The sequence below is a fragment of the Paenarthrobacter sp. YJN-D genome, from assembly GCF_015040335.1.
GTDB lineage: Bacteria > Actinomycetota > Actinomycetes > Actinomycetales > Micrococcaceae > Arthrobacter > Arthrobacter nicotinovorans.
The window spans coordinates 2,696,360-2,722,277 of the sequence record NZ_CP053549.1 but is presented as its reverse complement, the minus strand read 5'-3'; the positions used below and the strand labels follow the sequence as shown (position 1 = coordinate 2,722,277).

Sequence of the window (25,918 nt, the reverse complement as noted above, 5' to 3'; positions counted from 1 at the left end):
GCAAACTTCGATTTTAGCAGCAGCGGCTGCTTGGAAACTCTCAGCGGCCGCCCCTAGGCTGGCCTCATGATGCTCACCAAGTACACCCACGCCTGTGTCCGGTTGGAGAAGGAAGGAAAAGTCCTGGTGATTGATCCCGGGACGTTCTCCGAATCCGCCGAAGCGTTGAACGGAGCTGACGCCGTGCTGGTAACGCACGAGCACAACGACCACCTCGACAGCCCGGAGGTCATCAAAGCTTTGCGGAGCAATCCTGACCTGGTGGTCCATGCGCCGGCCAGGGTAGCTGCCGCACTGCAGGAAGAAAGTGACATCGCCGACCGCGTGCACTCCGTCGACCCCGGTTCATCCTTTGACGTCGCCGGTTTCAGCATCCGGACTTTCGGCGGACAGCACGCCCTCATCCATGCCCAGATCCCGGTGGTGGCAAATATCGGCTACCTTGTGGACGACAACGTGTTCCACCCCGGAGATTCCTTCGTGGTCCCGGACGGGATCGAAGTCAAAACACTGCTGGTCCCCATCCACGCCCCGTGGTCCAAGATCGGCGAGGTTGTGGACTTCGTCATTTCCGTCCGCGCCCCCAGGGCCTTCCCGGTCCACGACGGCCTGCTCAACGAACTCGGGCGTGGCGTCGTCGAGGGTCATGTAACGCGGATCGGTGCACGGTACGGCACCAGCTACACGCGGCTCGCGCCCCGGGAGTCGGTAGAGGTCTAGCCGGGCCACACTCCTGTGTCGTGGAACCGGTCCAGCACTTTCTCGTGTGGAGCCGGATCCAGGCCATGGGCCGCGAGCCACCCGGCGTCGTAATAGCTGCCAACATAACGGTCGCCGCCGTCGCACATGAGTGAAACGATGCTGCCTTTGCGTCCTTCGGCCACCATCCGGGCGACCAGCTGCCAGACACCCCACAAGTTGGTGCCTGTGGAAGGGCCAGCGTGAAGCCCGGTCAGTTTGCGGAGGTGGCGCATGGCCGCGACGGATGCGGCGTCGGGCACCTGGATCATGTGGTCGATGACGGCCGGAACAAAACTTGGTTCCGAGCGGGGCCGGCCGATGCCCTCGATGCGGGAAGGCAGACCGGACGCTGCCGCCGCGTTGCCGTCCCGCCACGCAGGGTAGAAGGCCGAGTTTTCCGGGTCCACCACCGCCAGGCGTGTGGGGTAACGGTTGTAGCGAAGGTATCGGCCGATGGTTGCGCTGGTCCCGCCTGTGCCTGCTCCGACGACGATCCATTCGGGCACCGGGTGCTCTTCGAGGGCAAGTTGTTCGAAGATCGATTCTGCGATGTTGTTGTTGCCACGCCAGTCAGTTGCCCGCTCGGCGTAGGTGAACTGGTCCATGTAGTGGCCGCCGGACGTCCGTGCGGTCTCTTCGGCAACGGCGTAGACCTCCGATGCATGGTCCACGAGCAAGCATGAGCCGCCAAAGTCCTCAATGAGGGCGATTTTCTCCGGACTGGTGGTTTTGGTCATCACAGCGATGAAGGGCAGGCCGATCAACCGGGCAAAGTACGCCTCAGAGACGGCCGTGCTGCCGCTGGACGCTTCCACAATGGTGGTGCCCTCGGTAATCCAGCCGTTGACGAGGCCATAGAGGAACAACGACCTCGCCAGGCGGTGCTTCAGGCTGCCCGAGCGGTGCGTGGACTCATCCTTGAGGTACAGCTGCACGCCCCAGTGTTCCGGCAGGGGCACCGCGTACAGATGCGTGTCCGCCGAGCGGTTGTTTTCGGCCTCGATGGTGCGGATGGCCTCGCTGGCCCAGGTCCGGTCCTGAATACACGAATTGCTCACCGGATAAGCCTAGGCTGGAAACGTGGTTCCGGCAGCAACGGGGCCATCACCCCCCGGACGAAGGAGAACCCATGGCCACCCTGATGACTGCCACTGAGCTGCACCGGCGCCTTGAATCGGGAGAGCGGACCATACTCCTGGATGTGAGGTGGGTCCTTGGCCGGACAGACGGGCACGCGAACTACCTTGAGGCCCATCTTCCGGCGGCGGTCTTCGTGGACCTCCCGACGGAACTTGCGGACCATGCCGCTCCAGGACGCGGGCGCCATCCTTTGCCCTCGCCGGACCGCTTCCAGGAGACGGCCCGCCGTTGGGGGATCAACGACGGCGACACGGTGGTTGCGTACGACGACAGCGGCAGCATGGCCGCCGCCCGGGCGTGGTGGATGCTCCGCAACGCGGGGGTGGACTCCGTTTACCTCCTCGACGGCGGCCTGTCCGCCTGGCGCTCACACGGTTACGCCCTGGAAGCCGGCGAGGCGCGTCCCGCCGTCGGGAATGTCTCCCTGGGCGATGGCCTAATGCCGTCCATTACTGAGCAGGAAGCGGCGCAGTGGAGCCGCGATGGAGTGTTGTTGGATGCCCGGGCAGGGGAGCGGTACAGAGGCGAGGTGGAGCCCATCGATCCCCGGGCCGGGCACATTCCCGGTGCCTTCAGCGCGCCTACCACGCAGAACGTTTCGGAGGCGGGCACCTTCCTGCCTGCCGAAGAGCTGCGGCGCCGGTTCGAGGCGTTGGGTTTGGACACATCATCCAGGGTTGCTGTGTACTGTGGTTCCGGCGTCACCGCCTCCCACGAGATCGCTGCCCTGGAAATTGCAGGCTTCAGCGCGGCCTTGTTCCCCGGTTCGTTTTCGCAATGGTCGAACAACGGGGCGAATGAGGTAGTGGTCGGAGAGGGTCCTTATGGTGACGCTGCCGACGGCCCAAGTAGCATGAGCCGGTCCGACGGGAGTAGCGTCGAAGCATGAATCCTGGACGTCCTGTTCCCCCGCCCCTCGCGAAGACCATCTCTTTGGACACTGCCGGTTCCGAGCCCTCCACTGGAGTGTTGGCTGCGGCATATGGCGCCACTTCGCCGGTGAGCGGACTCGTGCCCCTGACAGTGGCCCGCCGCGAGCCTGGTGAAGACGACGTGGAGATCGCCATCGAATTCTGCGGCCTGTGCCACTCTGACGTGCACGCAACACGGGGAGAATGGCGGCAGCCCCCGTATCCGCTGGTTCCCGGTCACGAAATTGTTGGCAGCGTGACCAGGGTGGGATCCGCCGTGGAGGACTTCGCGGTCGGAGACCGTGTTGGCGTGGGCTGCATGGTGGACTCGTGCCGGGAATGCGACAGCTGCCTTGAAGGACTGGAGCAGTACTGCGAGCGTGGCAACGTGGGCACCTACGGCGCAGCCGATCCCCGCCACGAAGACGCCGTCACCCAGGGTGGATACTCGACGGCGGTGGTGGTGGACAAGCGCTTCGTGCTCCGAGTGCCCGGGAACCTGGACCCGGCTGCGGCAGCTCCGCTTTTGTGTGCCGGGATTACCACCTACTCGCCCTTGAGGTACTTCGATGTTGAAGAAGGCGACTCCGTTGGAGTGGTGGGGTTGGGCGGCTTGGGCCATATGGCGGTCAAGCTCGCCAAAGCCATGGGCGCCGAAGTCACGGTGTTCACCACCTCCGAGTCGAAGTTTGACGCAGCCCGGGAACTTGGCGCGGACCACGTGGTGCTGTCCAAGGACGCCGACGCGATGGAGGCTGCCAACCGCAGCATCGACGTCATTATTGATACCGTCGCCGCTCCGCACGACCTCAACCCCTACTTCCGTACGCTTCGGCTGGACGGTGCACTCTTCCAACTCGGGCTTCCTGCCGACGACATGCCCCCGGTCAGCCCCGGCCTGCTTATCCGTCGCCGCCTCGCCTACGCCGGTTCCTTGATTGGCGGCATCGAGGAAACGCAGGAAATGCTGGACTTCTGTGCCGAGCACGGAGTGGCCAGCGACATCGAGATTGTTGGCGCCGGGCAGTTGAACGAGGCCTACGACCGCATGGTGGCCGGCGACGTGAAGTACCGTTTTGTGCTGGATACCGCAACACTTCAGGAACCCTCCGAAAGGGCAGACGCATGAGCACATTGTTTACCAGGATCATCAACGGGGAGATCCCGGGCCGCTTCGTGTGGAAAGACGAGGAAGTGGTGGCTTTCCTGACCATAGCCCCCATTACCCAGGGCCACACCCTGGTGGTTCCGCGTGAGGAAGTGGACTCCTGGACGCATGCCACGCCGGAGCTTCTGGCCAAGGTCATGGATGTCGCCCAGAGCATCGGCAAGGTGCAGGAAGGGCTCTTCGACGCCAAGCGCGTTGGCGTCCTGATGGAGGGTTTTGAGGTGGACCACCTGCATGTCCACGTCTGGCCTGCGTATTCCACAGCAGATTTTGAGATCCACAATGTCGATCACAACCCGGACCCTGCGGTGATGGACGCGACGGCCGTAAAGCTGCGTTCCGCGCTGCGTTCAGCCGGACACGGAGACGCTGTCCCGGAAGACTGACTCCGCGTTGTTCTTAACCCGGCGGTGCTGTACACGCACCGCCGGGTTTTTTGTGCTTCGGGTTACGCCGGGGCCAGTGCCTGGTTGAGGACCGTGCGGATGCGTTTCTCCGAAACGGAATAGGCCGTGCCGAGTTCGACCGCGAAGAGGCTCACCCGCAGCTCCTCGATCATCCAGCGCACCCGGGTTAACTCAGCACCCGCCCGCCGTCCCGGGAGCAGCGCCGACACGGCGTCGTCGTAGTCATCCTCCAGCGCCTGCACGATGCCCATGTTCAGGCTGTCCCGCTGCACGTTGACTGGAAGTTTCTCCAGCCGCTTCTCAATGGCCTGCAGGTACCGCGGCAGCTGGCTGAGCTGGGCGTAGCCCGTCTGTGCCACAAAACCGGGGAAGACCAATTGCTCCAACTGGCTCTTCATGTCATTGAGGGCGCTGATGAGCGGCAGGCTGGCGTTGGACTTCAGCGCTTTCTGGATGCGCCGCGTACTGGCCAGGATGCGTTCGACGACGGCCGTCACCGTGAAAACGGTGTCGATCAGTTCTGCCCTGACTACCTCATAGAGAGCATCGAAGGACTCCCTGTCCCATGGCAGTTCCTGGGGCACGAGTTTGTCGATCGCGGCCAATGCGCAGTCCGCAATCAGGGCGCTCACCGAACCGTGGGGGTTCTGGCTGAAGGTGAGCTTTTCGGTGTTGCTCAGGTGTTCGAGCACATAGCGGTCCGGAGAAGGTATCCGCAGGGCCAGCAACCGGATGACGCCGCTTCGCATGGCGGCTTCCTGCTCTGCCTTGCTTTGGAACACCCGCAGGGCCACTGACTTCCCCTCGTCCATCAGGGCGGGGAACCCCGTGACGGCATGCCCCTTCACAGCACGGCTGACCTGGCGATCCACGGTGCCGAAATCCCACTCGGTGATGCCGGTCCGTTCGGCTACCGTTCCTTCGCCAGGTGCCGGGGCTCCGGCTGGTGGCGCGGCTTGGCTGGCCGTTCCCTTGCCACTGGGGGTCCGCAGCGTGGTTGCCGGCGTGGCACCCAGTGATTCGGCGATGGCGCGGCGGGTGGCCGGTGCCAGTTTTTCCTGCAGTTCAGCGAGGTCCTTGCCCTCGTCCAGGACCTTTCCCTTGCTGTCCACCACTTTGAAGCTGACGCGCAAATGCGGAGGTACCGCCTCCCAGTTCCACGAGCCGGGCGGAATGATGTGCCCCCTGAGTCGGCGCAGGACCAACTCCAGGGAAGGCTCCAGCTCGTCGACGGCGGGATCGAAGTCCGCTTCCAACGCCGCGGTGGCTTGCCTGGCCACATCCGGTGCCGGCACGAAGTTTTTCCGTACCTGCTTTGGAAGGGATTTGATGAGCGCCGTGACGAGCTCAACCCGTTGGCCGGGAATCTGCCAGCGGAACGGGGCATCGTCCAGCTGGTTGAGGAAAAGTACCGGAACTTCAGCGGTAACGCCGTCGGAAGGATTGGGAGCGGATCCGGGTGCCACAGGGTGGAACTCGTAGCTCAGGGGAAGCTCGAAGCCCTTGTGAAGCCACGTTTTGGGATACGCGGAGTCATCCAGTGCCTCGGCGTCTTCGCTCATCAACAGCGATTGATCGAAGTCCAGCAAATGGGGATCCGACTGCCGGGCATCCTTCCACCACTTATCGAAGTGCCTCTCGGAGACCACGTCCTTGCCCACGCGTGCGTCATAGAACTCGAAGAGAGTCTGGTCGTCAACCAGGATGTCGCGCCGTCGCATGCGGGTTTCGAGCTCTTCTATTTCCTGCAGGAGTGCCCGGTTGCGATGGAAGAACTTGTGGTGGGTCTTCCATTCGCCTTCCACAAGCGCGTGCCGGATAAACAACTCGCGGGAGAGCTCCGGATCGATGCGTCCGTAATTTACCCGGCGGTTCGGAATGATGGGCACTCCGTAGAGCGTGACCTTTTCGTGGGCCAGTACCGCACCCTGGCGGGAGGACCAGTGCGGCTCGCTGTAAGTTCGCTTCACCAGATCAGGGGCCACCTGCTCGGCCCATAAAGGATCGAACTTGGCAGCAACGCGAGCCCACAACCTGCTGGTCTCCACCAATTCTGCGGCCATGACGAAAGTGGGTGACTTCTTGAACAGCGCCGAACCGGGGAAGATCGCAAAACGGCTTCCGCGTGCCCCGGCATATTCGCGCTTGCGCTCATCGAGAAGGCCAATGTGGCTGAGCAGCCCGGATAGCAGGCTGATGTGGATGCCCTCGTAGTTCCCCACAGGGTCGGCTTCGCGTTTGTTATCCAGCGCGATGCCCAGGGGCTTGGCCAGCTGCCGGAGTTGTGTGAAAAGGTCCTGCCATTCGCGCACGCGCAGGTAGTTGATGAACTCGTTGCGGCACAGTTTGCGGAACTGAGTGGAGGACAGCTCGCGCTGCTTCTCCTGGATGTAGTTCCAGAGGTTGAGGAATCCGGTGAAGTCCGAGATCTCGTCGCGGAAACGGGCATGCTTTTCCGCGGCGAGCTGCTGTTTGTCCGTTGGCCGTTCACGCGGATCCTGGATGGTCAGCGCGGCGGCGAGGATCATGACTTCGCGGACGCATCCGCGCTTTCCTGCTTCCACGATCATCCGGCCAAGCCGCGGGTCCACCGGCAGTTGGGCAAGTTTCTGCCCGACGGCGGTCAGTCCACCGCCGCTTCGGCCGTTGCCGCGGGCATCGGCGGACTTTGCCGGGCTTAAGGCGCCGAGTTCGCGCAGCAGGGTCACGCCGTCGTTGATGGCCCTGGTCTCCGGGGGTTCCACAAACGGGAAGTTCTCCACGTCCTTGGGTCCGCGGGCAACACCCATGGCCGTCATCTGCAGGATGACAGCGGCGAGGTTGGTCCGGAGGATCTCGGGATCCGTGAACTGCGGACGTGATTCGAAATCCTCTTCCGAATACAAGCGGATCGCGATGCCCTCCGACACGCGGCCGCAACGGCCTGAACGCTGGTTGGCCGATGCCTGGGAGACCCGCTCGATGGGCAGGCGTTGGACCTTGGTGCGGTGCGAATAGCGCGAGATGCGTGCAGTGCCGGTGTCGATCACGTACTTGATACCCGGGACAGTAAGCGAGGTTTCGGCCACGTTGGTGGCCAGAATGATGCGACGTTTACCCCCGGGATTGAAGACCCGGTGCTGTTCCTGGAGGCTCAACCGGGCAAAGAGGGGAAGGACTTCGGTGCCTGCAAGTCGCCGGTTGCTTTGGATGCGGCCGTTGATGGCCTCGGCGGCGTCGCGGATTTCACGCTCGCCGGAGAAGAAGATGAGAATGTCTCCCGGTGCTTCCTTGGCGAGCTCGTCCACGGCATCGCAGACGGCGTCAAGGGGATCGCGGTCTTCTTCGAGTTCGTCGTCCGAGGTCTCGTCATCAGCGTCCGCAGGCTGTGTAAGCGGGCGGTAGCGGATCTCCACCGGGTAGGTGCGGCCGGAGACCTCGATGATGGGTGCAGGCTCTTCATCACTGCCGAAGTGTTTGGCGAAGCGCTGGGGATCAATGGTTGCCGAGGTAATGATGATCTTCAGGTCCGGACGCTGCGGCAGGATGCGCTTGAGGTAACCCAGGATGAAGTCGATGTTGAGGCTTCGCTCGTGGGCCTCGTCAATGATGATGGTGCTGTATTTCCTGAGCAGTTTGTCCCGTTGGATTTCGGCGAGCAGGATGCCGTCAGTCATCAGCTTGATCTTGGTGGAGGCGCTGACCTCGCCGGTGAAACGGACCTGGAAGCCCACTTCCTGGCCGATTTCGACGTCCAGTTCGGAGGCGATGCGTTCGGCCACTGTGCGGGCCGCCAGACGGCGCGGCTGGGTATGGCCGATCAGGCCCTTGTCACCGAGGCCGAGTTCGAGGCACATCTTGGGGATCTGCGTGGTCTTGCCCGAGCCGGTCTCGCCGGCAATGATGGTCACTTGGTTCGCGGCAATGGCCGCCATCAGATCCTCGCGGCGCTCGGAGACGGGCAGCTCTGCGGGGTAGGAAATTTGAAGTGTCATGGCTGCTGCCAGTCTACTGTGGCCGGGGTTCGGCGTCCGCAGCGACAGCTCCGCTGTTTGTTTCAGGCCCGGCGGCGGCACTGAGCCGGTGCGAGAGGTGCCGTGCAAATGACCGGAATTCCTCCGGCTCGAGAATCTCGAAGTCCAGGTCCAGGGCAGCGAGGTAGGCTGCCGGCGCCGCCAGGTTGTCCCATCCGGACCGCAGGATCGTTGCTTCCGCTCCGTCGGCCGTCAGCGTCGCGTACTGGGAACTGACGACGGCGGCGACCTCGGCGAGCGGGGCGCGGAGGCGCACAACGACGTCGAACCTGTAGGGGGAGCGGGTAATGGATTGCTGGACGTAGGCCGCCAGGTCCTCCGCCGGCAATGGACGGGGCGCGTACTTCTTCCGCTCGGTCGGCAGCGAGGCAAACCGGTCGGCCCTGAACGTTCGCCAATCCTCGCGTTCCACGTCCCAGGCAACCAGGTACCAGCGCCGTCCCGTGTCCACCAACCTGTAGGGTTCGACCAGCCGGCGTGAAGCGTCGCCATCGGACTTGACGTAATCAAAGGAGATCTGGCGCCGATCCGATATTGCCGCCGAGACAACGGTCAGTTGTTGGGGATCGACGCTGGCAGCGTTGCTGGGAAGCGTTGTGACGGCGGCCTTGAGCATGGCGAATTTGGGGCGGAGCCGGGAGGGAAGGACCTGCTCCACTTTTGCCAAAGCGCGGACGGACGCTTCGCCGATCCCTGCCACAGGCCCCGCAGCCACGGAGTTGAGGCCCAGTGCCACGGCCAAGGCCTCGTTGTCGTCCAGGAGCAATGGCGGCAATTGGGCGCCGGCCCCCAGTTGGTACCCGCCGGCAATGCCGGGGGAGGCATGTATGGGGTATCCGAGATTACGCAACTTGTCGATGTCCCGACGCACAGTACGTTCAGTGACTCCCATGCGGTGGGCAAGGGCGGGGCCTGTCCATTCCCGGCGGACCTGCAACAGTGACAACAGCTGCAGGAGCCGGGCCGAGGTTTGGATCATGCAAGTGAATCTAGCCCATGCGCCACGGTGCGGCGGCCAGGCATACAGAAGGGCGCCCGCCGGTCAAAGGATCTCTGCAGTAATCCTTGGACTGGCGGGCGCCGATTGTAGATGTCGGGCTGACCTTGCAGTGGGCTGGCATGCCCTAGTAGATGCGTGGATTCCAGTACGGGGCGCTGGGTGCCTCGAAGGCGCTCCAGGGTTCCCTTGACGTGACAGGAGGGTTGTGGCCGCGTCCGTCTTTCAGCAGGGCTGAGATGGTGGCTGCGACGGCGGTGATGAGGACGATGAAGAGGATGATTCCGAAGATTTCCATGTCTCCAGATTGCTCCTGTGCAGGCGCAAGAAACAGTGGCAGAAATGCCCCATTTAGATAATTTTCTGCCACACTGGAAGTATGTTGAAAACAGTCGCAGTGATCGTGGTTCCGGACTTCTCCGTGTTCGAGTTCGGCACGGCCTTCGAGGTTTTCGGGATCGACAGATCGGACCGCGGGGCTGGAGTTCCGGCCTTTGACTTCCGTGTCGTTACCCCGGAGCCGGGGGACGTTCGCATGAAGTCCGGGCTCTCCCTGCACGTCAACCTTGGCCTTGAGGCGGCGGCCGATGCCGACCTCGTGATCATGGCGCCGTTTGGCCGGGATAAAGTCGTCCCTGAATCCGTCCTCGAAGCCTTGCGGGCGGCGCACGCCAGGGGAGCGTGGGTGATGTCCATTTGCTCAGGAGCATATGCGCTTGCCCGGGCAGGACTGCTGGACGGACGGCGTTGTACTACGCACTGGCACTATTCCCAGGACCTGGCCAGCCGGTATCCATCCGTGATCGTGGATGAGAACGTCCTCTATGTACAGGACGGCACCATCATCACCAGTGCAGGCACTGCAGCGGGCATTGACGCTTGCCTGCACCTTGTCCGCGTGGAGCTTGGCGCCAACGTGGCCGCCGCCATCGCCCGCGATATGGTGGTACCGCCGCACCGCGACGGCGGGCAGGCCCAGTTCATCGACCGGCCGATGCCGACGTGCGGATCGGCGCCCATGGAAGCGCTGTTGCGGTGGATGGTGGAACACCTTGACGAGGAACACAGCGTCAACGAACTGGCAGCACGGCTTCACATGTCACCACGCACATTCGCCCGGCGCTTCCGGGCCGAAACCGGGACCACGCCCGCGGCGTGGCTGAATTCCCAGCGGGTGCTCCGGGCACAGGAACTGTTGGAAACCACAGAGCTGAACATTGACGAAGTCGCCCGCGAAGCCGGATTCGGGCATTCGGTCCTGCTGCGGCACCATTTCGCCAAAGTGCTCGACACGAGTCCGCAGAGCTACCGCCGGGCTTTTCGAGGGCAACTGGCCGAAGCCATCTGACGGCGTCAAGTGCTGGCTAACGGCGCCGGCCGGTGGTTCCCCGCGACTCGGAGCCTTCGGCTTTGGCGCACTCGATCAGTTCCTGCCACGGTCCGGTCACGGCACGGTCCGGCAGGGTGGCGCGGTGCTGTCCGGCCCGGATCGAGTACATGAAGCGGTCCGGTTCATTGACCGCCCGGGCCTGGCCCTTGGCTTCATCCCAGGGGCAGGCCTCGACAATCGGAAGCCATCGCTCCTTCTCATCCGGGGATACGGCTTCCACACTCCAGACACGTGTCATCGCGGCGATTCCTCCACTGCGTTGAACCGTAATTTTCATGACTGGCGGCTTCTCGTTCTACCCCTGCGACGTCAGCCCGTGAGCGGTCCGGATGCAGCGCGTCCGGTCCCGCCTCGTGACTAAACCTTGACCTTCACAGTGTCCCACGCCTTCCGGACGGCGTCATGCTCCGGTGATCCGCTGCCGAAGAGTTCCTCGGCCGTTGCCAGCGTCGTCCTGGCGAACTTCCCGAAAGTGCACGTAGCAGGGAGCGCTCCGCTGGTCAGGGTCCCGTACCAAATCTGGCCCGGTGCCTCCCAGGCCTTGCCGCCGAGTTCTGCTGCCACCAGATAGAAGGCCCGGTTTGGAATGCCCGAGTTGATGTGCACGCCTCCGTTGTCCGCACTGGTGCGGACGTAGCTGTCCATCGAGTCCGGCTGCGGGTCCTTGCCCAGGATGTCGTCGTCGTACGCGGTACCGGGAGCCTTCATGGAGCGGAGGGCTGCTCCCTGGACCTGCTCGGTGAACAAACCCTGTCCAATCAACCAACTGGCCTGCTCCACGGACTCCTGTTTGATGTACTGCTCCACCAGGACGCCGAAAACGTCCGACATCGACTCATTGAGCGCGCCGGCCTGGTTGCGGTAGGCCAGGTTGGCTGTGTACTGCGTGACCCCATGGGCCAGTTCGTGTCCGATGACGCTGACGGATTTTGTGAACCTCTGGAAGATTTGTCCGTCCCCGTCTCCGAAAACCATTTGGCTGCCGTTCCAGAAGGCATTGTCGTAGAGCTTTCCGTAATGGACAGTGGCATCCAGCGGCAGTCCGGCATCGTCAATGGAATCCCGCCCAAAAACTTCACCGTACAAACGGTGCGTTCCACCAAGTCCGTCATATGCTTCGTCAGCCGCGGCGTCCCCGACGGGGGCAGCGCCTTCCTTGCGAACCAGCTGACCGGGAAGATCCTCAGTGGTGAGGGCATCGAAGATGGTCCGCTTGGGCGGCCCTGGCTTGGCCTGCCGTGCGCTGGGCGGTGCCGCGGGAACCGGAGCGGTCCGGATGGCCTGCAGGCCCTTGATGTGCAGCAGGGATTCCTTGGCTGCACGGGCGACCGCCCGGAGCCGGGGTTCGTTCTGGGCAGCAATCCTGCGAAGCATGTACGGCGGGACGATGGAACACATCACGGCAAACCCCTTTTGCTATCGGAAAGACCAACTGGGATCAGCCTAGGAGCAAGGCCGGACAATTTTGCGGCATGGTCCCGGCAAGCCCGTAAGTGATAGTCGGTAGCCGGCATGCAGAAAACCCCGCCAGCAGGACTGGCGGGGTTTTCGTTTGTGCCCTCGATAGGATTCGAACCTACGGCCTTCTGCTCCGGAGGCAGACGCTCTATCCCCTGAGCTACGAGGGCATCCAGGGTATCCCTCCGTTGCCGGTGGGACGTCCTAGAGCTTAGCAGCCACGGCGCCGCAAATGAAAACTGCAACACGGGCCCACATCCGGCCCGTTGTGAGTCCCGCCATCAGCGGGAAGCGGCCCGCGTCGCTTCAGTACCCGGCGAACGAGTCAACATGGACCCGTCGGGCGCCTGCACCGCGTGCCGCGGACCGCAGGGAATCAACGCTGGCGGGTGAGCCGGAGACGAATACTTCCCTGTCTGCGATGTCCGGAACCAGTTCCTTCAGGCGCGCTGCATCGATTCTGGAAGTGCCGGCGTCGCGCATGAACTCCGGGGGAGTGGAACCGTCGGCGAGCCGGGCAATCACGGTAGCTCCTGAGGCTTCCAGCTGTTCCACCCATGCCAGCTCGTCCCGGCTCTTCGCCAGATACAGCACCACGGTGTCGCGGGCGGTGCCGTCGGCCGCCAGTTGCGACAAGAAAGGCGTAATACCGATACCTGCGGCCATCAACAGGACCGGTTTGCCGGCGTCGTGCGGGAGAAGAAAGTCCCCACCAACGGCAGTGGCGGAAACGGTTTCCCCTGGCCGAAGGGCAAGCAATGCTTTCTTGGCGCTCGACAAAGGCTCGGCGGTACCCACGCCAAAAGTCACTTCAGGCGCACCGGGAGCGCTGGTGATGCTGAAAATCCGACGACGGCCCCTGCCGTCCGAACGCGAATGCGGCAGGTTCAGCTCCATGAACTGGCCTGCGGCAAAACGGACCGGCCGCGCCGGTTCGAAACGGAATTCCGTGCTCCCGTGCGTCAAGACCCGTGATTCCTTGAACGTCAGTTCCACCCCGCCCCGTTGGCCCAGGAAGAAAGCGATGAGATTGTCCAGCAGCAGCGCCAGTTCCGGGGAATTGGCCACGAAACCGAAGTTGTAAGGAACCGCGAAGACAACACCCACGACGGCGGCAAGCGCCAGCTGCTGCCAGCGGCGGGGAGGAAGGGTGAGCGGCTCGGACAGCATGAAGCCCACGAAGAACAGAAGGGGCCGTTGGGCCAGGGTCTGCCACAAAGCCTGCCCGAAGGTCATGCTCCGGTTCAGGAGCTCAAGGGTGATGATCCCGCTTGCCACCACGAGGAACACAGTGGCCATGAGCAGCTTGCGGGTACGGTACAGGACCAGCAGAACGCCCGGCACCAGCAACCACAGCATCGCCGGGGTTGCCGCCCACCACGTAGCAATGTTCAAGCCGGTCAGGCCGGTGATGAATGCGCCAGCGGCGGCCGGATTGAAGATGTGCCTGCCGCGAAAGGCCAAAGCGTACTTGGACACGCTCGCCAATACGCATGCCAGCGCCACACCGGCCATGTCGGTGAGCCCAAAAGCGGGCCAGAACAGGAAGTAGAGGAGCAAAGCCGTGATGAGTGAAGACTCCGTGTGTGGTCTGACACGGAATACGACGGCGAGCAAACGGTTCGATCCATACGTAACGCCCAAGCACAGGAGCAGGTGGACCAGCATCTCCGGCAGGCCGAAGGTCAGCCACCCCAGCATGTTGAGGATCATGCTGTACACCACCAGCACCCCGAGGACCCACAGGATCAAGCGGTACATGGTGAAGCGGCCCAACCAGGTGTCAACGCGGGACTTGGCAGCAATCATGTGAACAGTCTCCCCTCAAAACCTGACGAAAACGCGGCACTGCCCGTCGAAGAGACCCTGAGCCACGAGAACTCGAATTCCTTCTCAAGCGGTGCAGGATCCACCATGAACAATGCCGTGGCCAACCCGTCCGCGACCAGGGCGCTCGCCGCCATGGTCCATGTGGCCACTGTGGTGTGGACCGGCTTTCCGGTGGTGCCGTCCAGGACATGGTGCAGGCCGTCGTCCCATGCCCGGCGGTTGGCCGCCGAAGCGCACAGCGCCGCGTTGTCCAACTCGACGGTCCCAATGGCCTGTCGTGGGTTGTAAGGATGTTCCAGCGCGACACTGACGGGATGGGCCCCCGAATGAAGCATGTCGCCGCTGCCATCCACCAGGAAATCATCGAGGCCCGCTCCCCGGAGTATCCCTCCCAACAGGTCCACTAGCTGGCCTTTTCCGGCCGCGCCGATGTCCACCACCAAGGGTTCCCTGGCGGTCATCGTCGTGCCTGTCCACTCAAGGACGTCCTCCCAACGGGGTGGTGCCTGGGCTGCTCCCGTCGGGATGAGGGAGTAGCTGGCGTCGTAACCCAGCCTTTCCAGGCTGCTTCCAATAAGAGGGGTCATGGCTCCGTCGCTCAAGCGGTAGGCCGTGGCATACAGTTCCTGAAGCCCGGTGGCGTGGTCCGGCAACGTGATGCTGCCCGGACCGCAGGAGAGGCGGGCCACCAGGGAATCGGCCCTGAAACGCGACCACGTCTTGTCGTACGCTTCGACAGCGGCAAGCAACTCCCCGGTGAGAACGGGAGCCAGCTGACCCGGCGTCGAAATTTCCCACCGTGTGCCGATCCCGTCGAAGCTGAAGTTGCTCCAGCCCGGATGCGGCATGACCGCTACTTGGCCTGCGACTTGATCTGCTCGAGGGCATCATTGAACCCCCCGGACGTGAGGGAAGAACCGGCCACCTTGGACACCTTCAGTTCGTCCACGTCCTTCCCGACAATCTGTGCCGCGATGCCACTGGCAAACTCACCTTGGAATTTCTTGGTGTTGGGGTTGGAGGGGTGGACTGTGATGTTCACCGCTGAGACCTTATCGGCGGCCAGTGTCAGTTCCACGCCTACTGTTTCCTGCCCATTCGGTGACGTGTAGGTTCCATCCGCACTGTAGGTACCGTCCTTGTAGGTGGAAGCTCCGGTGGTAGCGATGGCGGACGAGCCGGTGGGCGAAGGGCTGCCTGTCGAGGCCTGGCCGCCCTCCTGGGTGGCCGGCGCTTGGGTGGCAGGCGCTTGGGTGCTGGGCGCGCATCCAGCGGCTGTTCCCGCGATGGAGAGGCCGGCAATGCCAACATAGATGCTCTTGCGGAGTGGCGTAGTCATGATTCTGCTCGTTTCAACTGGACAAGTTCAACCGGAAGTGTGTCGTCGTGGGGCTCGTGGTCATGGCACTGGCAGGCCCCGGATGAGGGGCGCGGTCGGCGTCCATGTTCTTCACAACGTTGAAATCAGCGTAATGGTTCAGTCTGTGGCGGCTGCCTGCGGTCCCTGTGCGCCGGCTGTGTCCGGATTGTCCACATACGGGCCCACCAATTCCGCGTCTTTGCGGGCCACCGGTAGGCTAGATCCGTGACTCCCGATGAACTCTCTGCTGCCATATCCGCCTGCCTTAAGGTCGCTGTCTCCACTGGCGAAATCGCCCTGACGGAATCTGCTGTGCCCGACGCCGTGCGCGTGGAGCGACCCAAGAACCGGGACCATGGTGATTGGGCCACCAACATCGCCCTGCAGCTGTCCAAGCAGGCCGGGATGAATCCCCGCGAATTTGCAGGCATCCTGAGCAACCATCTCCAGGGCATCCCCGGCGTCGCCGGCGTGGAAATCGCCGGACCGGGCTTCCTGAACATCACCGTGGATGCCGCTACGGCCGGAACCCTTGCCAAGACCATCGTTGAGGCCGGATCCGCCTACGGCACCAACCAGGCGCTCGCGGGCCGCGTCGTCAACATGGAGTTCGTCTCCGCAAACCCCACGGGTCCGCTGCACATTGGCCACACCCGCTGGGCGGCGCTAGGTGACGCCATTGCCCGTGTCCTGCGTGCATCAGGTGCTGACGTCACGGCCGAGTACTACATTAATGACGCCGGTTCGCAGATGAACGTCTTCGCCAACTCCGTGCTTTCCCGCCTTCATGGCAGGGGTGTTCCCGAGGGCGGATACCCGGGCGAGTACATCCGCGAGCTTGGCGACGAGGTCCTGAAGGCACACCCGGACATCCGCGAACTGACGGATGAAGCCGCCCTGCCGGTCATTCGGGCTGCTGCTTACGAGGCCCAGATGGCGGATATCAAAACCACCTTGGCTGACTTCGGCGTGGAGTTTGATGTCTTCTTCTCCGAAAAGGAACTGCACGACGCCGGAGCGATCGAGTCCGCCGTTGCGCGCCTTCGCGAGCAGGGGCATGTCTACGACGACGGAGGCGCCGTCTGGCTGCGCACCACCGACTTTGGTGACGACAAAGACCGCGTCATGATCCGCGCCAATGGCGAACCGACCTACTTCGCCGCCGACGCTGCCTACTACCTGTCCAAAAAGGACCGCGGATTTACCGAAAAGATCTATCTCCTCGGCGCCGACCACCACGGATACATCAACCGGCTGAAGGCGATTGCGGCCTGCGCAGGCGACGACCCCGAGGTCAATATCGAGGTCCTCATTGGACAGCTCGTCTCCGTGAACGGTGCCAAGCTGTCCAAGCGCGCCGGCAACATCATCGAGCTCAAGGATCTCATTTCCTGGCTTGGCAAGGATGCGGTGCGTTACTCCCTGGCACGCTTCCCGGCCGACTCTCCGCTGACCTTGGATCCGGAACTGCTCAAGAAGAACTCCAACGAGAACCCCGTGTTCTATGTGCAGTACGCGCATGCCCGCTCACGTGGCACTGCCCGCAACGCGATCGAGGCCGGCGTGGACCGTTCCGTGTTCGATGCCTCGCTCCTGGACCACGCAACCGAGAACGAACTGCTCTCTTACCTGGGCAGCTACCCGTCGATCGTGGCCAAGGCCGCCGAGCTCCGTGAGCCCCATAGGGTGGCCCGCCACCTCGAGGTCATCGCCGGCGCCTACCACCGCTGGTACGACGCGTGCCGCGTGTCGCCGCAGGGCGACGAGCCTGTCCAGGACGTGAACCGGACACGCTTGTGGTTGAACGACGCCACCAGCCAGGTACTTGCCAACGGACTCGAACTGCTCGGTGTTTCGGCGCCGGAACGGATGTAGTGAAATGACCACAGAATCCAGCAACGCTTCTCCTCTTGCACCGGAATGGTTGGCCCTCCCGGAAGACCTCAACGCCCTTCAGCCGTCCATGTGGGCGGCCGGGGTGGCGAAGAATGACGCCGGTGAAGTCGCCATCGACGGTGTTTCGGTCAAGGAACTCAAGGAACAGTTCGGGACTCCGCTCTTCGTCATGAGCGAGTCGGATTTCCGTTCACGGGCCCGGGCCTTCAAAGACGCTTTCGATGCTGCATTCGCGGACATTTGTGGGGGAGTGGATGTCTACTACGCCGGCAAATCGTTCCTGTGCACGGCAGTAGCCAGCTGGGTGGCAGAGGAAGGCCTTCGACTGGACACCTGCTCCGGCGGTGAGCTCGCCGTTGCTGCCCGCGCCGGGATCGAAGGACGGAATCTCGGCCTGCACGGCAACAACAAGTCGGACGCGGAGATCAGCCGCGCGCTGGACATGCACGTTGGCAGGATCGTGGTGGACAGCCTCGACGAGCTGGAACGCGTAGCCAAGATCGCCTCCAGCCGCGGCGAAACCGCCAAAGTCATGCTGCGCCTTACTCCTGGTGTGCATGCCCACACGCATGAATTCATTGCCACGGCCCACGAGGACCAGAAATTCGGCCTCTCCATGGCCGAAGACACCACTGAGGAAGCCGGCCTGTCCGCTGCCGAGGAAGCGGTGGCAGCTGCGACGTCCTATCCGGGAATTGAGCTCCTGGGCCTGCATTGCCACATCGGCTCGCAAATCTTCGAGCCTGACGGTTTTGCCGTGGCAGGAGAAAAGCTTCTGCGGTTCCTTGCCGCGATGCAGAGCAAGTACTCCATCGTCCTGCCTGAACTTGACCTCGGCGGTGGCTATGGAATCGCTTACACCCCGGTGGACACTCCGCGTCCGCCGGCCGAGATCGCGCAGGCGATGGCGGCCGTCGTGCGTTCCACCTGCGCCGAACTGGGGATAGCCTCGCCCCGCATCTCAATTGAACCGGGACGGGCGATCGTGGGCAGCACCACGTTTACCCTCTACGAAGTAGGCACCCTCAAAACGGTCCGCGTGGATGCTCCCGGCGTTGACGCAGGGCAGGAGAACGTTACGTATCCGCGCCGCTATGTGTCGGTGGACGGTGGAATGAGCGATAACGCCCGTCCGGTGCTGTACGACGCGGATTATTCGGCGATTTTGGCCTCCCGTGATTCCACCGCGGCTCCGCAGCTGTCCCGAGTAGTGGGCAAACATTGCGAGAGCGGCGACATAGTTGTTAGAGATGTATATCTGCCCGCGGACGTGGCAGCCGGTGATTTGCTCGCAGTACCGGGTACCGGCGCCTACTGCTGGGCCCTCTCCAGCAACTACAACTACCTGGCCCGGCCTGGCGTTGTCGCTGTACGCGACGGAGCCGCCAGGTTGATCGTCCGCGGCGAAACCGAAGAAGATCTCTTGAATCGCGACATGGGAGTGGCGAATGTCTGAAGTGCGAACCTTGAAAGTGGCCCTGCTGGGCTGTGGCAACGTTGGGGCCCAGGTCGCGCGGATTCTGATTGACGACGCCGAGGCACTTGCCGCCCGCAGCGGTGCACGCCTGGAACTGTCCGGTATCGCTGTCCGCACCATCGATTCCCCGCGCGACGTCGAACTGCCGCGCGAGTTGTTCACCACTGACGCCGACACTCTGGTCAAGGACGCCGACCTGGTCATCGAACTCATGGGCGGAATCGAGCCTGCCCGTTCGTTGATCCTCACCGCGATCCAGAACGGCGCCTGCGTGGTCACCGGCAACAAGGCCCTGCTTGCACAGGACGGACCCACCCTCTACGAAGAGGCCGATAAAGCCGGAGTGCAGCTGTCCTACGAGGCCGCCGTCGCCGGCGCCATCCCCATCCTTCGTCCCATCCGCGACAGCCTGTCCGGGGACCGGATCACCCGCGTGCTGGGCATCGTCAACGGCACCACCAACTTCATCCTCGACCAGATGGACAGCACCGGTGCGCAGTTCGCTGACGCCCTCGCCGAAGCCCAGCGACTGGGCTACGCCGAAGCGGACCCGACAGCGGACGTTGAAGGGCATGATGCCGCAGCGAAGGCTGCCATCCTTGCGTCGCTTTCGTTCCATACACGCTTCTCCCTGGACGATGTCTACTGCGAAGGCATCACCAAGGTCAGCGCCGAAGACATCGCCTCGGCCAAAGAAGCCGGCTTCGTCATCAAGCTTCTCGCGATCGCCGAGAAGATCGACTCTTCGGACCACGGCAGTGGCATCTCGGTGCGGGTCCACCCCACTCTGCTCCCGCGTGAGCATCCGCTGGCGGCTGTCCGTGGAGCCTTCAACGCAGTGTTCATCGAGGCCGAAAACGCCGGCGAACTGATGTTCTATGGCCAGGGCGCCGGGGGAACACCAACAGCATCCGCTGTGCTCGGCGATCTCGTTTCCGCCGCCCGCCGCCTGGTTCTGGGCGGTCCCGGCCGTACCGAGACCACCACCGGCCACGTTCCGGCGCTCACCATTGACGCCTCCGATACGAGCTACTACATCGGCTTGGATGTCGCTGACCAGGCAGGCGTGCTTGCCCGGATTGCCCATATCTTTGCGGAAAACGGCGTTTCCATCGAAATCATGCGTCAAACGATCCACCGCGACTCTGCCTCGAATGTTGAGTCGGCCGAGCTGAAGATCGTGACGCACCGTGCATCCGAAGCTGCACTCGCAGCAACCGTTGAGGCCGTCAAGGGCCTCGACGTCATCAATTCCGTCACATCCGTACTGCGGGTAGAAGGGGTCTAAGTGGCTCACCAATGGCGCGGAGTAATCCGCGAGTATGCTGATCGTTTGCCCGTAACGGAAGCCACGAAGGTCATCACCCTCGGCGAGGGCGGCACTCCGCTGGTTCACGCGCAAAAACTGTCCGAGCTGACCGGTTCAGAGGTCTACCTCAAAGTCGAAGGCATGAACCCGACGGGCTCCTTCAAGGACCGCGGCATGACCATGGCCATGACGGCTGCTGTCGAGGCCGGCGCCAAAGCCGTAGTTTGCGCCTCCACGGGAAACACCTCCGCATCGGCCGCTGCCTACGCCACGGCCGCGGGTCTGAAGTGTGCGGTGCTTGTTCCTGAAGGCAAGATTTCCATGGGCAAGCTGAGCCAGGCCATCGCCCACGGTGCCACGTTGCTGCAGGTCGATGGCAACTTCGACAACTGCCTCGACATCGCCCGCAAACTCGGTGAGTCCTACCCCGTCTTCCTGGTGAACTCGGTCAATCCCGCCCGCATCCAGGGCCAGAAGACCGGTGCCTTCGAAGTTGTGGATTCTTTGGGCGACGCCCCGGACATCCACGTTCTTCCCGTCGGCAACGCAGGAAACATCAGCGCGTACTGGAAGGGCTACAAGGAGTACGCCGCGCCGTTCGAGACCTCAAACGGGACCCTTCCGGCCGTTTCCACCAAGACTCCCACCATGTGGGGCTTCCAGGCCGCCGGCGCAGCCCCCTTCGTTGCCGGCCACCCCATCACAGAGCCTGACACGATCGCAACTGCCATCCGCATCGGCAACCCCGCTTCGTGGGAGACGGCCGTGGCCGCACGCGACGAATCCGGCGGTCTTATTGAAGCCGTCACCGATGACGAGATCCTGGACGCCCACCGCTGGTTGTCTTCCAAGGAAGGCGTCTTCGTCGAGCCCGGCTCGGCTGCCGGCGTCGCCGGCTTGATCAAGAAGCACGCGGCAGGCCAGGTACCGTCGGGCAAGACCATCGTCATCACTGTCACCGGGCACGGACTCAAAGATCCCCAGTGGGCTCTCCGGACCGAAGACGGCAGTGAAGTCCAGCCGGTCAAGGTGCCGAACGACGTCGTCACCGTTGCAGCAGAACTGGGACTGGAAGAAAACTAAGAGTGGAATCAAAACAGCCCACCGCGACCGATCGGGTAATCGTCGCGGCAGGCCAACGGCTGACCGTCAAGGTCCCTGGTACGAGCGCCAACCTGGGCCCGGGCTACGACAGCCTGGGCCTGGCCCTCTCCATCTACGACACTTTGACGGTGGAGACCCTCACCACCGGAGAGCTTGAGTTCGAGCTCTCCGGTGAGGGCGCCGACACCCTTCCCCGCGATGCCACCCACCTCGTGGTGCGCGCCATCGATCTTGCACTGGAGCGTCTGGGTTTCCAGCACACCGGCTTGCGGATCACCGCGGACAACGTCAACCCCCATGGGCGGGGTTTGGGTTCCTCTGCCTCGGCAGTGGTCGCTGCGGTGACGGCTGCGAACGCGTTGGTACCGCAGGAGGCCCAGCGCGACACTCAGTGGATCCTGCAGCTGACAAGCGAGATGGAAGGCCACCCGGACAACGTCGCACCGGCGATTTTCGGCGGACTGGCGCTGTCGTGGCAGGACAGCGAGCAGTACAGCAGTACCCGTGCGGAGGTGGCACCAGCTGTTACTCCGGTAGTGGCTGTACCGGATTACGAGCTGTCCACCGAGACGGCGCGTGGACTGCTCCCGGCATCGGTCGGCCACCACGCAGCTGCGATGAACTCCGGACGCGCCGCATTGCTGATCCACGCCCTCACGGCAGATCCCCGACTGCTGTTGCCGGGTACGGAAGACTACCTTCACCAGAGCTATCGTGCCCAAGCCATGCGGCCCAGCGCCGAACTCATTGCAGCTCTGCGGGCAGCAGGGCACGCAGCCGTTGTTTCCGGCGCCGGACCAACCGTGATGATCCTTGCCAATGGTTCCGACGAAGCCGCAGCAGCGGTCCAATTCATCAATTCGTTTACTGCAGCCAACACACCCGACGTTGGTTGGCGTGTGATGACGCTGGCTGTTGACGTTCAAGGTGCTAGAGTGGAAGTGCACCGCCGGTAAAGCCGCGGGCAGTTCCCTGATTTTGGACTTCGGTGTTTCGCCGTACCTTTCGTCAACTGTGCCAACGTTGGTGGTGTCGTCTCTTTCCGGCCTGCATCAGGTGCCGCAGAACTCTCTGTTTCCTGAATTTCAGGCTGGCTGTCCGGGTAACCGGATCCAGTGAAGGCGATCAGTATCCGGCCCTGTTGGCCACAATCCATCAGGCACGGCCAAAATCACCGGCTGCAGATCTGAACTGCAGCCCAGAACAAATCATCGCGTCCAGCTCTCGCTCTGGACGCCGTCGAGGGGGAAGGATCCTTCGTGACAGAAACCACTGAGCTGGCTTCAGCTGTGGACACAACATCTTCTGCTGCTGAGTCGTCAACGGCAGCAACCAAGAGCAGCGGCCTTGCAGGCCTCAAGCTCGCCCAGCTTCAGGCTCTTGCGAGCCAGCTGGGTATTTCGGGGGGATCCCGCATGCGCAAGGGGGACTTGGTTACGGCCATCTCTGCCCACCGTGCGGGCACCTCCACTACCAAGGCTCCAGCCAAGGCCACGTCGGCCAAGGCTCCCGCCGTGGCCAAGGAAGCCCCGGTTGCAGAAGCCAAGGCCACGGAAAAGAGTGCGCCCGTTGAGGCAGCTGCCGAGGCTCCGGCCCAGGAAGCTCCCCGTGGGCGTGGACGTGGACGCAGCCGCCGCGCCACCAGTGATGGCGTTGTTGCAGCTGCTGAGGCAGCCGCGACCACCACTGCCACCGCCTCCGAGCCTGAAGCAGCACCCGCCGTCGAAACGCCGGCCGCGGCCGAAGCAACCGAGGCGGGCTCCGAACGTCGTCAGCCCCGTACCCGCAACCGTCGCCGCGGCGAAGCTGCCGCAGCTCCGGCTGAAGCAGCGGAAGCGCCGGCAGCCGAGCAGCGCAACGACCGCACGGAACAGCGCGAGCAGCGTAACGACCGCACGGAACAGCGCGAGCAGCGTAACGACCGCACGGAACAGCGCGAGCAGCGTGAGCAGGCCGACTCCGGCGACCAGCAGCGCGAACGCCGCGACAACAACCGTGGCCGTCGTGAAGACAACAACGACGGCGACGACACCGGCAACCGCCGCAACCGCCGCAACCGCCGTGACCGAAACGACCAGAACGACCGCAGCGACCGCCGGGGCGGCCAGGACGGCCGTGACGGCAACACCCGCAGCGACCGTTTCCGCGATCGCAACGAACGTCGTCGTGGACGCGCCCAGGGACCGGACGTTGACGACGTCGAGGTTACCGAGGACGACGTCCTGCTTCCCGTGGCAGGCATCCTGGACGTTCTGGAGAACTACGCGTTCATCCGTACGTCCGGCTACCTCCCCGGCGCCAACGACGTCTACGTCTCCCTGGCACAGGTCAAGAAGTACAACCTCCGCAAGGGTGACGCCGTCGTAGGTGCCATCCGTGCACCGCGTGACGGTGAGGACCGCAGCCAGCAGTCGGCCCGACAGAAGTTCAACGCGCTCGTTCGCGTCACATCTGTCAACGGCAAAACCCCTGAGGAACTCAAGGACCGCGTCGAGTTCGCAAAGCTCGTTCCGCTGTACCCGTCAGAGCGCCTGCGCCTGGAAACGGACCCCAAGAAGATCGGTCCGCGTGTCATCGATCTCGTGGCTCCGATCGGCAAGGGCCAGCGTGGCCTGATCGTTTCCCCGCCGAAGGCCGGCAAGACGCTCATCCTGCAGTCCATCGCGAACGCAATCACCACCAACAACCCTGAGGTCCACCTCATGATGGTGCTGGTTGATGAACGTCCCGAAGAAGTTACGGACATGCAGCGCACCGTCAAGGGTGAGGTCATTGCCTCTACCTTCGACCGTCCCGCCGACGACCACACCACCGTTGCCGAGCTCTCCATCGAACGCGCCAAGCGACTCGTGGAGATGGGCATGGACGTGGTGGTTCTCCTGGACTCCATGACCCGTCTGGGCCGTGCCTACAACCTCGCAGCACCGGCCTCCGGCCGTATCCTGTCCGGTGGCGTGGACTCCGCAGCACTGTACCCGCCCAAGCGCTTCTTCGGTGCGGCCCGCAACATCGAGAACGGTGGCTCGCTGACCATCCTGGCAACGGCTCTTGTTGAGACCGGCTCCAAGATGGATGAAGTCATCTTCGAAGAGTTCAAGGGCACTGGCAACATGGAGCTCCGCCTGTCCCGCCAGCTGGCGGACAAGCGCATCTTCCCGGCTGTGGACGTCAACGCGTCCGGCACGCGCCGCGAAGAGAACCTGCTCTCGCCTGAGGAGGTCAAGATCATGTGGAAGCTGCGCCGCGTCCTTTCCGGACTGGAGCAGCAGCAGAGCCTTGAGCTGCTGACCAACAAGATCCGGGAGACCCAGAGCAACGTCGAGTTCCTCATGCAGGTTCAGAAGACGACGCTCGGAGCGAAGTCGGACAACGACAAATAGCTGTGCTCTAACCGCTCAAAATATGCCGGCCCCGCCCCTGCGCCGGGTAGCTTTCGATCTGCGATCGGAAGCTGCCCGGCTCCGGCAGGCCCGAAGCCACTCCCTGGCCGGCATATTTTGAGCGGTCTTTGTTTAAACGGAATCCTTGACCCGACCCCACGCGAGGTCATATGGCCCATGTGGGCCCCGCCAGATGGGCTGTACGTGACCCCACGATGCAGTTATTAGACTTGTAGAAGTCGAAAGAGGTTTGAAAATGTTTGAGTCCGTACAGGGATTGCTTGATGAGCATGCTGCTATTCAGGCACAGCTGAGCGATCCTGCCGTTTATGCCGATCAGTCTGCTGCCAGGAAGTTGGGGCGGCGCTCCGCGCAGCTCCAAGGCATTGTGGAGGCGTACAACAAGTGGCGCGGGCTCAATGACGATCTGGAAGCGGCCAAGGAAATGGCTGACGAGGATCCCGAATTTGCTGCCGAGGTTGTGCAGTTGGAGGAGCAGATACCGGCGGCACAGGAGCGATTGCGCCGCCTGTTGATCCCGCGCGATCCGGACGATGCCCGCAACGTCATCCTTGAAGTGAAGGGTGGCGAAGGTGGCGACGAAGCCGCCTTGTTCGCTGGCGACCTTCTGCGTATGTACATGCGTTACGCCGAGTCCCGTGGCTGGAAGACAGAAATGATTTCAGCTACTGAGTCCGACCTCGGTGGTTACAAGGACGTTGCTGTCGCCATCAAGGGCAACTCGAACGATCCCGCACAGGGCGTTTTCGCCCGCTTGAAGTTCGAGGGCGGCGTGCACCGCGTACAGCGTGTTCCCGTGACCGAATCACAGGGGCGTATTCACACCTCGGCCGCCGGTGTGCTGGTTCTCCCCGAAGTGGACGAGCCCGAAGAACTTGAGATCAACCAGAACGACCTTAAGATCGACGTTTACCGTTCCTCCGGCCCGGGTGGGCAGTCCGTGAACACCACCGACTCTGCTGTCCGCATTACCCACTTGCCCACGGGCATCGTCGTCGCCATGCAGAACGAGAAGTCGCAGCTGCAGAACCGCGAAGCCGGCATGCGCGTCCTCCGCGCCCGACTCCTTGCCCACCAGCAGGAACAGATCGACGCCGCCAACTCCGAGCAGCGCAAATCGCAAATCCGGACCATGGACCGTTCGGAGCGCATCCGCACGTACAATTTCCCGGAAAACCGCATTGCAGACCACCGCACGGGCTACAAGGCCTACAACCTCGACGCCGTCATGAATGGCGATCTTGAGCCCGTCATCCAGTCCGCAATTGAAGCAGACGAGCAGGCACGCCTGGACGCCATCGGCGAATAGCCGAGCC

Annotated in this window: 21 protein-coding genes and 1 tRNA gene; 12 read left to right on the top strand and 10 right to left on the bottom strand. The window is 63.1% G+C overall.

Annotated elements, in window-relative coordinates:
• Positions 1 to 66: 66 nt before the first annotated feature.
• Positions 67 to 720: an MBL fold metallo-hydrolase gene (locus HMI60_RS12645; protein ID WP_193589751.1), complete on the top strand. Its 654-nt coding sequence runs from the start codon at positions 67 to 69 to the stop codon at positions 718 to 720.
• Here HMI60_RS12645 and HMI60_RS12640 read toward each other — a convergent pair.
• Positions 717 to 1,799, bottom strand: a complete 1,083-nt coding sequence (locus HMI60_RS12640; protein ID WP_039242076.1) for a PLP-dependent cysteine synthase family protein — start codon at positions 1,797 to 1,799, stop codon at positions 717 to 719. The two genes, HMI60_RS12645 and HMI60_RS12640, sit on opposite strands and share 4 nt — an antisense overlap.
• Positions 1,800 to 1,870: 71 nt before the next feature.
• Here HMI60_RS12640 and HMI60_RS12635 point away from each other — a divergent pair, with 71 nt between their 5' ends.
• From HMI60_RS12635 to HMI60_RS12625, 3 genes are read left to right on the top strand one after another with little or no spacing between them, the layout of a single operon-like run.
• Positions 1,871 to 2,770, top strand: a complete 900-nt coding sequence (locus HMI60_RS12635) for a sulfurtransferase (protein ID WP_193589750.1) — start codon at positions 1,871 to 1,873, stop codon at positions 2,768 to 2,770.
• Positions 2,767 to 3,921: an NAD(P)-dependent alcohol dehydrogenase gene (locus HMI60_RS12630; RefSeq protein WP_039242072.1), complete on the top strand. Its 1,155-nt coding sequence runs from the start codon at positions 2,767 to 2,769 to the stop codon at positions 3,919 to 3,921. Before HMI60_RS12635 ends, HMI60_RS12630 begins: the two co-directional genes overlap by 4 nt.
• On the top strand, positions 3,918 to 4,346 hold the full coding sequence (locus HMI60_RS12625; protein WP_018776370.1) for an HIT family protein: 429 nt from the start codon (positions 3,918 to 3,920) through the stop codon (positions 4,344 to 4,346). Before HMI60_RS12630 ends, HMI60_RS12625 begins: the two co-directional genes overlap by 4 nt.
• A 62-nt stretch (positions 4,347 to 4,408) precedes the next feature.
• Here HMI60_RS12625 and hrpA read toward each other — a convergent pair whose 3' ends face one another.
• The 3 genes from hrpA to HMI60_RS12610 form a co-directional block, all read right to left on the bottom strand.
• Positions 4,409 to 8,341 (bottom strand): ATP-dependent RNA helicase HrpA, encoded by a 3,933-nt coding sequence (gene hrpA, locus HMI60_RS12620; protein ID WP_018776369.1) that lies wholly within the window; start codon positions 8,339 to 8,341, stop codon positions 4,409 to 4,411.
• 13 nt (positions 8,342 to 8,354) lie between these two features.
• A complete protein-coding gene (locus HMI60_RS12615; RefSeq protein WP_018776368.1) occupies positions 8,355 to 9,359 on the bottom strand; it encodes a YafY family protein in 1,005 nt (334 codons plus the stop codon).
• Between the two features lie 145 nt (positions 9,360 to 9,504).
• Positions 9,505 to 9,675 carry a hypothetical protein gene (locus HMI60_RS12610; RefSeq protein ID WP_018776367.1) on the bottom strand — a complete coding sequence of 57 codons (171 nt, stop codon included), beginning with the start codon at positions 9,673 to 9,675 and terminating at the stop codon, positions 9,505 to 9,507.
• 81 nt (positions 9,676 to 9,756) lie between these two features.
• Between HMI60_RS12610 and HMI60_RS12605 the strand changes: the two genes are divergently transcribed.
• Positions 9,757 to 10,725, top strand: coding sequence for a GlxA family transcriptional regulator (locus HMI60_RS12605; RefSeq protein WP_018776366.1), 969 nt, complete (start codon positions 9,757 to 9,759; stop codon positions 10,723 to 10,725).
• Between the two features lie 16 nt (positions 10,726 to 10,741).
• Here HMI60_RS12605 and HMI60_RS12600 read toward each other — a convergent pair whose 3' ends face one another.
• From HMI60_RS12600 to HMI60_RS12575, 6 genes are all read right to left on the bottom strand, one after another.
• Positions 10,742 to 11,044: a protealysin inhibitor emfourin gene (locus tag HMI60_RS12600; protein ID WP_026266931.1), complete on the bottom strand. Its 303-nt coding sequence runs from the start codon at positions 11,042 to 11,044 to the stop codon at positions 10,742 to 10,744.
• An 80-nt stretch (positions 11,045 to 11,124) separates the two neighbouring features.
• The gene (locus HMI60_RS12595) at positions 11,125 to 12,165 is read right to left on the bottom strand and encodes a M4 family metallopeptidase (protein WP_018776364.1); all 1,041 of its coding nucleotides are present in this window, start codon (positions 12,163 to 12,165) and stop codon (positions 11,125 to 11,127) included.
• A gap of 157 nt (positions 12,166 to 12,322) precedes the next feature.
• Positions 12,323 to 12,395, bottom strand: a tRNA-Arg gene (locus HMI60_RS12590).
• A gap of 136 nt (positions 12,396 to 12,531) precedes the next feature.
• Positions 12,532 to 14,034 (bottom strand): FAD-dependent oxidoreductase, encoded by a 1,503-nt coding sequence (locus HMI60_RS12585; protein WP_193589749.1) that lies wholly within the window; start codon positions 14,032 to 14,034, stop codon positions 12,532 to 12,534.
• Positions 14,031 to 14,903, bottom strand: coding sequence for an FAD:protein FMN transferase (locus HMI60_RS12580; protein ID WP_110503946.1), 873 nt, complete (start codon positions 14,901 to 14,903; stop codon positions 14,031 to 14,033). The genes HMI60_RS12585 and HMI60_RS12580 overlap by 4 nt, the downstream gene beginning before the upstream one ends.
• 5 nt (positions 14,904 to 14,908) lie before the next feature.
• Complete coding sequence (locus tag HMI60_RS12575) at positions 14,909 to 15,394, bottom strand: hypothetical protein (protein ID WP_110503947.1); 486 nt, start codon at positions 15,392 to 15,394, stop codon at positions 14,909 to 14,911.
• A gap of 246 nt (positions 15,395 to 15,640) precedes the next feature.
• On the opposite strand from HMI60_RS12575, the gene argS reads away from it, so the two are divergent.
• The 7 genes from argS to prfA all read left to right on the top strand — a co-directional run bounded on the left by argS (position 15,641) and on the right by prfA (position 25,911).
• Entirely contained in the window at positions 15,641 to 17,290 is a 1,650-nt protein-coding gene (gene argS, locus HMI60_RS12570) for an arginine--tRNA ligase (protein WP_018776359.1), read from the top strand.
• Between the two features lie 4 nt (positions 17,291 to 17,294).
• Entirely contained in the window at positions 17,295 to 18,767 is a 1,473-nt protein-coding gene (gene lysA / locus HMI60_RS12565) for a diaminopimelate decarboxylase (RefSeq protein WP_110503948.1), read from the top strand.
• The gene (locus HMI60_RS12560; protein WP_055972109.1) at positions 18,760 to 20,076 is read left to right on the top strand and encodes a homoserine dehydrogenase; all 1,317 of its coding nucleotides are present in this window, start codon (positions 18,760 to 18,762) and stop codon (positions 20,074 to 20,076) included. The genes lysA and HMI60_RS12560 overlap by 8 nt, the downstream gene beginning before the upstream one ends.
• On the top strand, positions 20,077 to 21,180 hold the full coding sequence (gene thrC, locus HMI60_RS12555) for a threonine synthase (protein WP_018776356.1): 1,104 nt from the start codon (positions 20,077 to 20,079) through the stop codon (positions 21,178 to 21,180).
• A gap of 2 nt (positions 21,181 to 21,182) precedes the next feature.
• The gene (gene thrB / locus HMI60_RS12550) at positions 21,183 to 22,157 is read left to right on the top strand and encodes a homoserine kinase (protein WP_193589748.1); all 975 of its coding nucleotides are present in this window, start codon (positions 21,183 to 21,185) and stop codon (positions 22,155 to 22,157) included.
• A 303-nt stretch (positions 22,158 to 22,460) separates the two neighbouring features.
• Positions 22,461 to 24,581 carry a transcription termination factor Rho gene (gene rho, locus HMI60_RS12545; RefSeq protein ID WP_193589747.1) on the top strand — a complete coding sequence of 707 codons (2,121 nt, stop codon included), beginning with the start codon at positions 22,461 to 22,463 and terminating at the stop codon, positions 24,579 to 24,581.
• A 256-nt stretch (positions 24,582 to 24,837) separates the two neighbouring features.
• Positions 24,838 to 25,911, top strand: a complete 1,074-nt coding sequence (prfA, locus tag HMI60_RS12540) for a peptide chain release factor 1 (protein WP_014922181.1) — start codon at positions 24,838 to 24,840, stop codon at positions 25,909 to 25,911.
• The last annotated feature ends 7 nt before the right edge of the window (positions 25,912 to 25,918 follow it).

Excerpts from the sequence above, each read along its gene's own strand:
- HMI60_RS12625 (WP_018776370.1), top strand. The coding sequence starts at position 3,918 with ATGAGCACATTGTTTACCAGGATCATCAACGGGGAGATCCCGGGCCGC.
- HMI60_RS12560 (WP_055972109.1), top strand. The coding sequence starts at position 18,760 with ATGTCTGAAGTGCGAACCTTGAAAGTGGCCCTGCTGGGCTGTGGCAAC.
- prfA (WP_014922181.1), top strand. The coding sequence starts at position 24,838 with ATGTTTGAGTCCGTACAGGGATTGCTTGATGAGCATGCTGCTATTCAG.
- HMI60_RS12580 (WP_110503946.1), bottom strand. The coding sequence starts at position 14,903 with ATGCCGCATCCGGGCTGGAGCAACTTCAGCTTCGACGGGATCGGCACA.
- HMI60_RS12595 (WP_018776364.1), bottom strand. The coding sequence starts at position 12,165 with ATGTGTTCCATCGTCCCGCCGTACATGCTTCGCAGGATTGCTGCCCAG.
- HMI60_RS12575 (WP_110503947.1), bottom strand. The coding sequence starts at position 15,394 with ATGACTACGCCACTCCGCAAGAGCATCTATGTTGGCATTGCCGGCCTC.
- HMI60_RS12615 (WP_018776368.1), bottom strand. The coding sequence starts at position 9,359 with ATGATCCAAACCTCGGCCCGGCTCCTGCAGCTGTTGTCACTGTTGCAG.
- lysA (WP_110503948.1), top strand. The coding sequence starts at position 17,295 with ATGACCACAGAATCCAGCAACGCTTCTCCTCTTGCACCGGAATGGTTG.
- HMI60_RS12600 (WP_026266931.1), bottom strand. The coding sequence starts at position 11,044 with ATGAAAATTACGGTTCAACGCAGTGGAGGAATCGCCGCGATGACACGT.
- HMI60_RS12605 (WP_018776366.1), top strand. The coding sequence starts at position 9,757 with ATGTTGAAAACAGTCGCAGTGATCGTGGTTCCGGACTTCTCCGTGTTC.
- HMI60_RS12635 (WP_193589750.1), top strand. The coding sequence starts at position 1,871 with ATGGCCACCCTGATGACTGCCACTGAGCTGCACCGGCGCCTTGAATCG.
- HMI60_RS12585 (WP_193589749.1), bottom strand. The coding sequence starts at position 14,034 with ATGATTGCTGCCAAGTCCCGCGTTGACACCTGGTTGGGCCGCTTCACC.
- HMI60_RS12630 (WP_039242072.1), top strand. The coding sequence starts at position 2,767 with ATGAATCCTGGACGTCCTGTTCCCCCGCCCCTCGCGAAGACCATCTCT.
- HMI60_RS12645 (WP_193589751.1), top strand. The coding sequence starts at position 67 with ATGATGCTCACCAAGTACACCCACGCCTGTGTCCGGTTGGAGAAGGAA.
- HMI60_RS12610 (WP_018776367.1), bottom strand. The coding sequence starts at position 9,675 with ATGGAAATCTTCGGAATCATCCTCTTCATCGTCCTCATCACCGCCGTC.
- hrpA (WP_018776369.1), bottom strand. The coding sequence starts at position 8,341 with ATGACACTTCAAATTTCCTACCCCGCAGAGCTGCCCGTCTCCGAGCGC.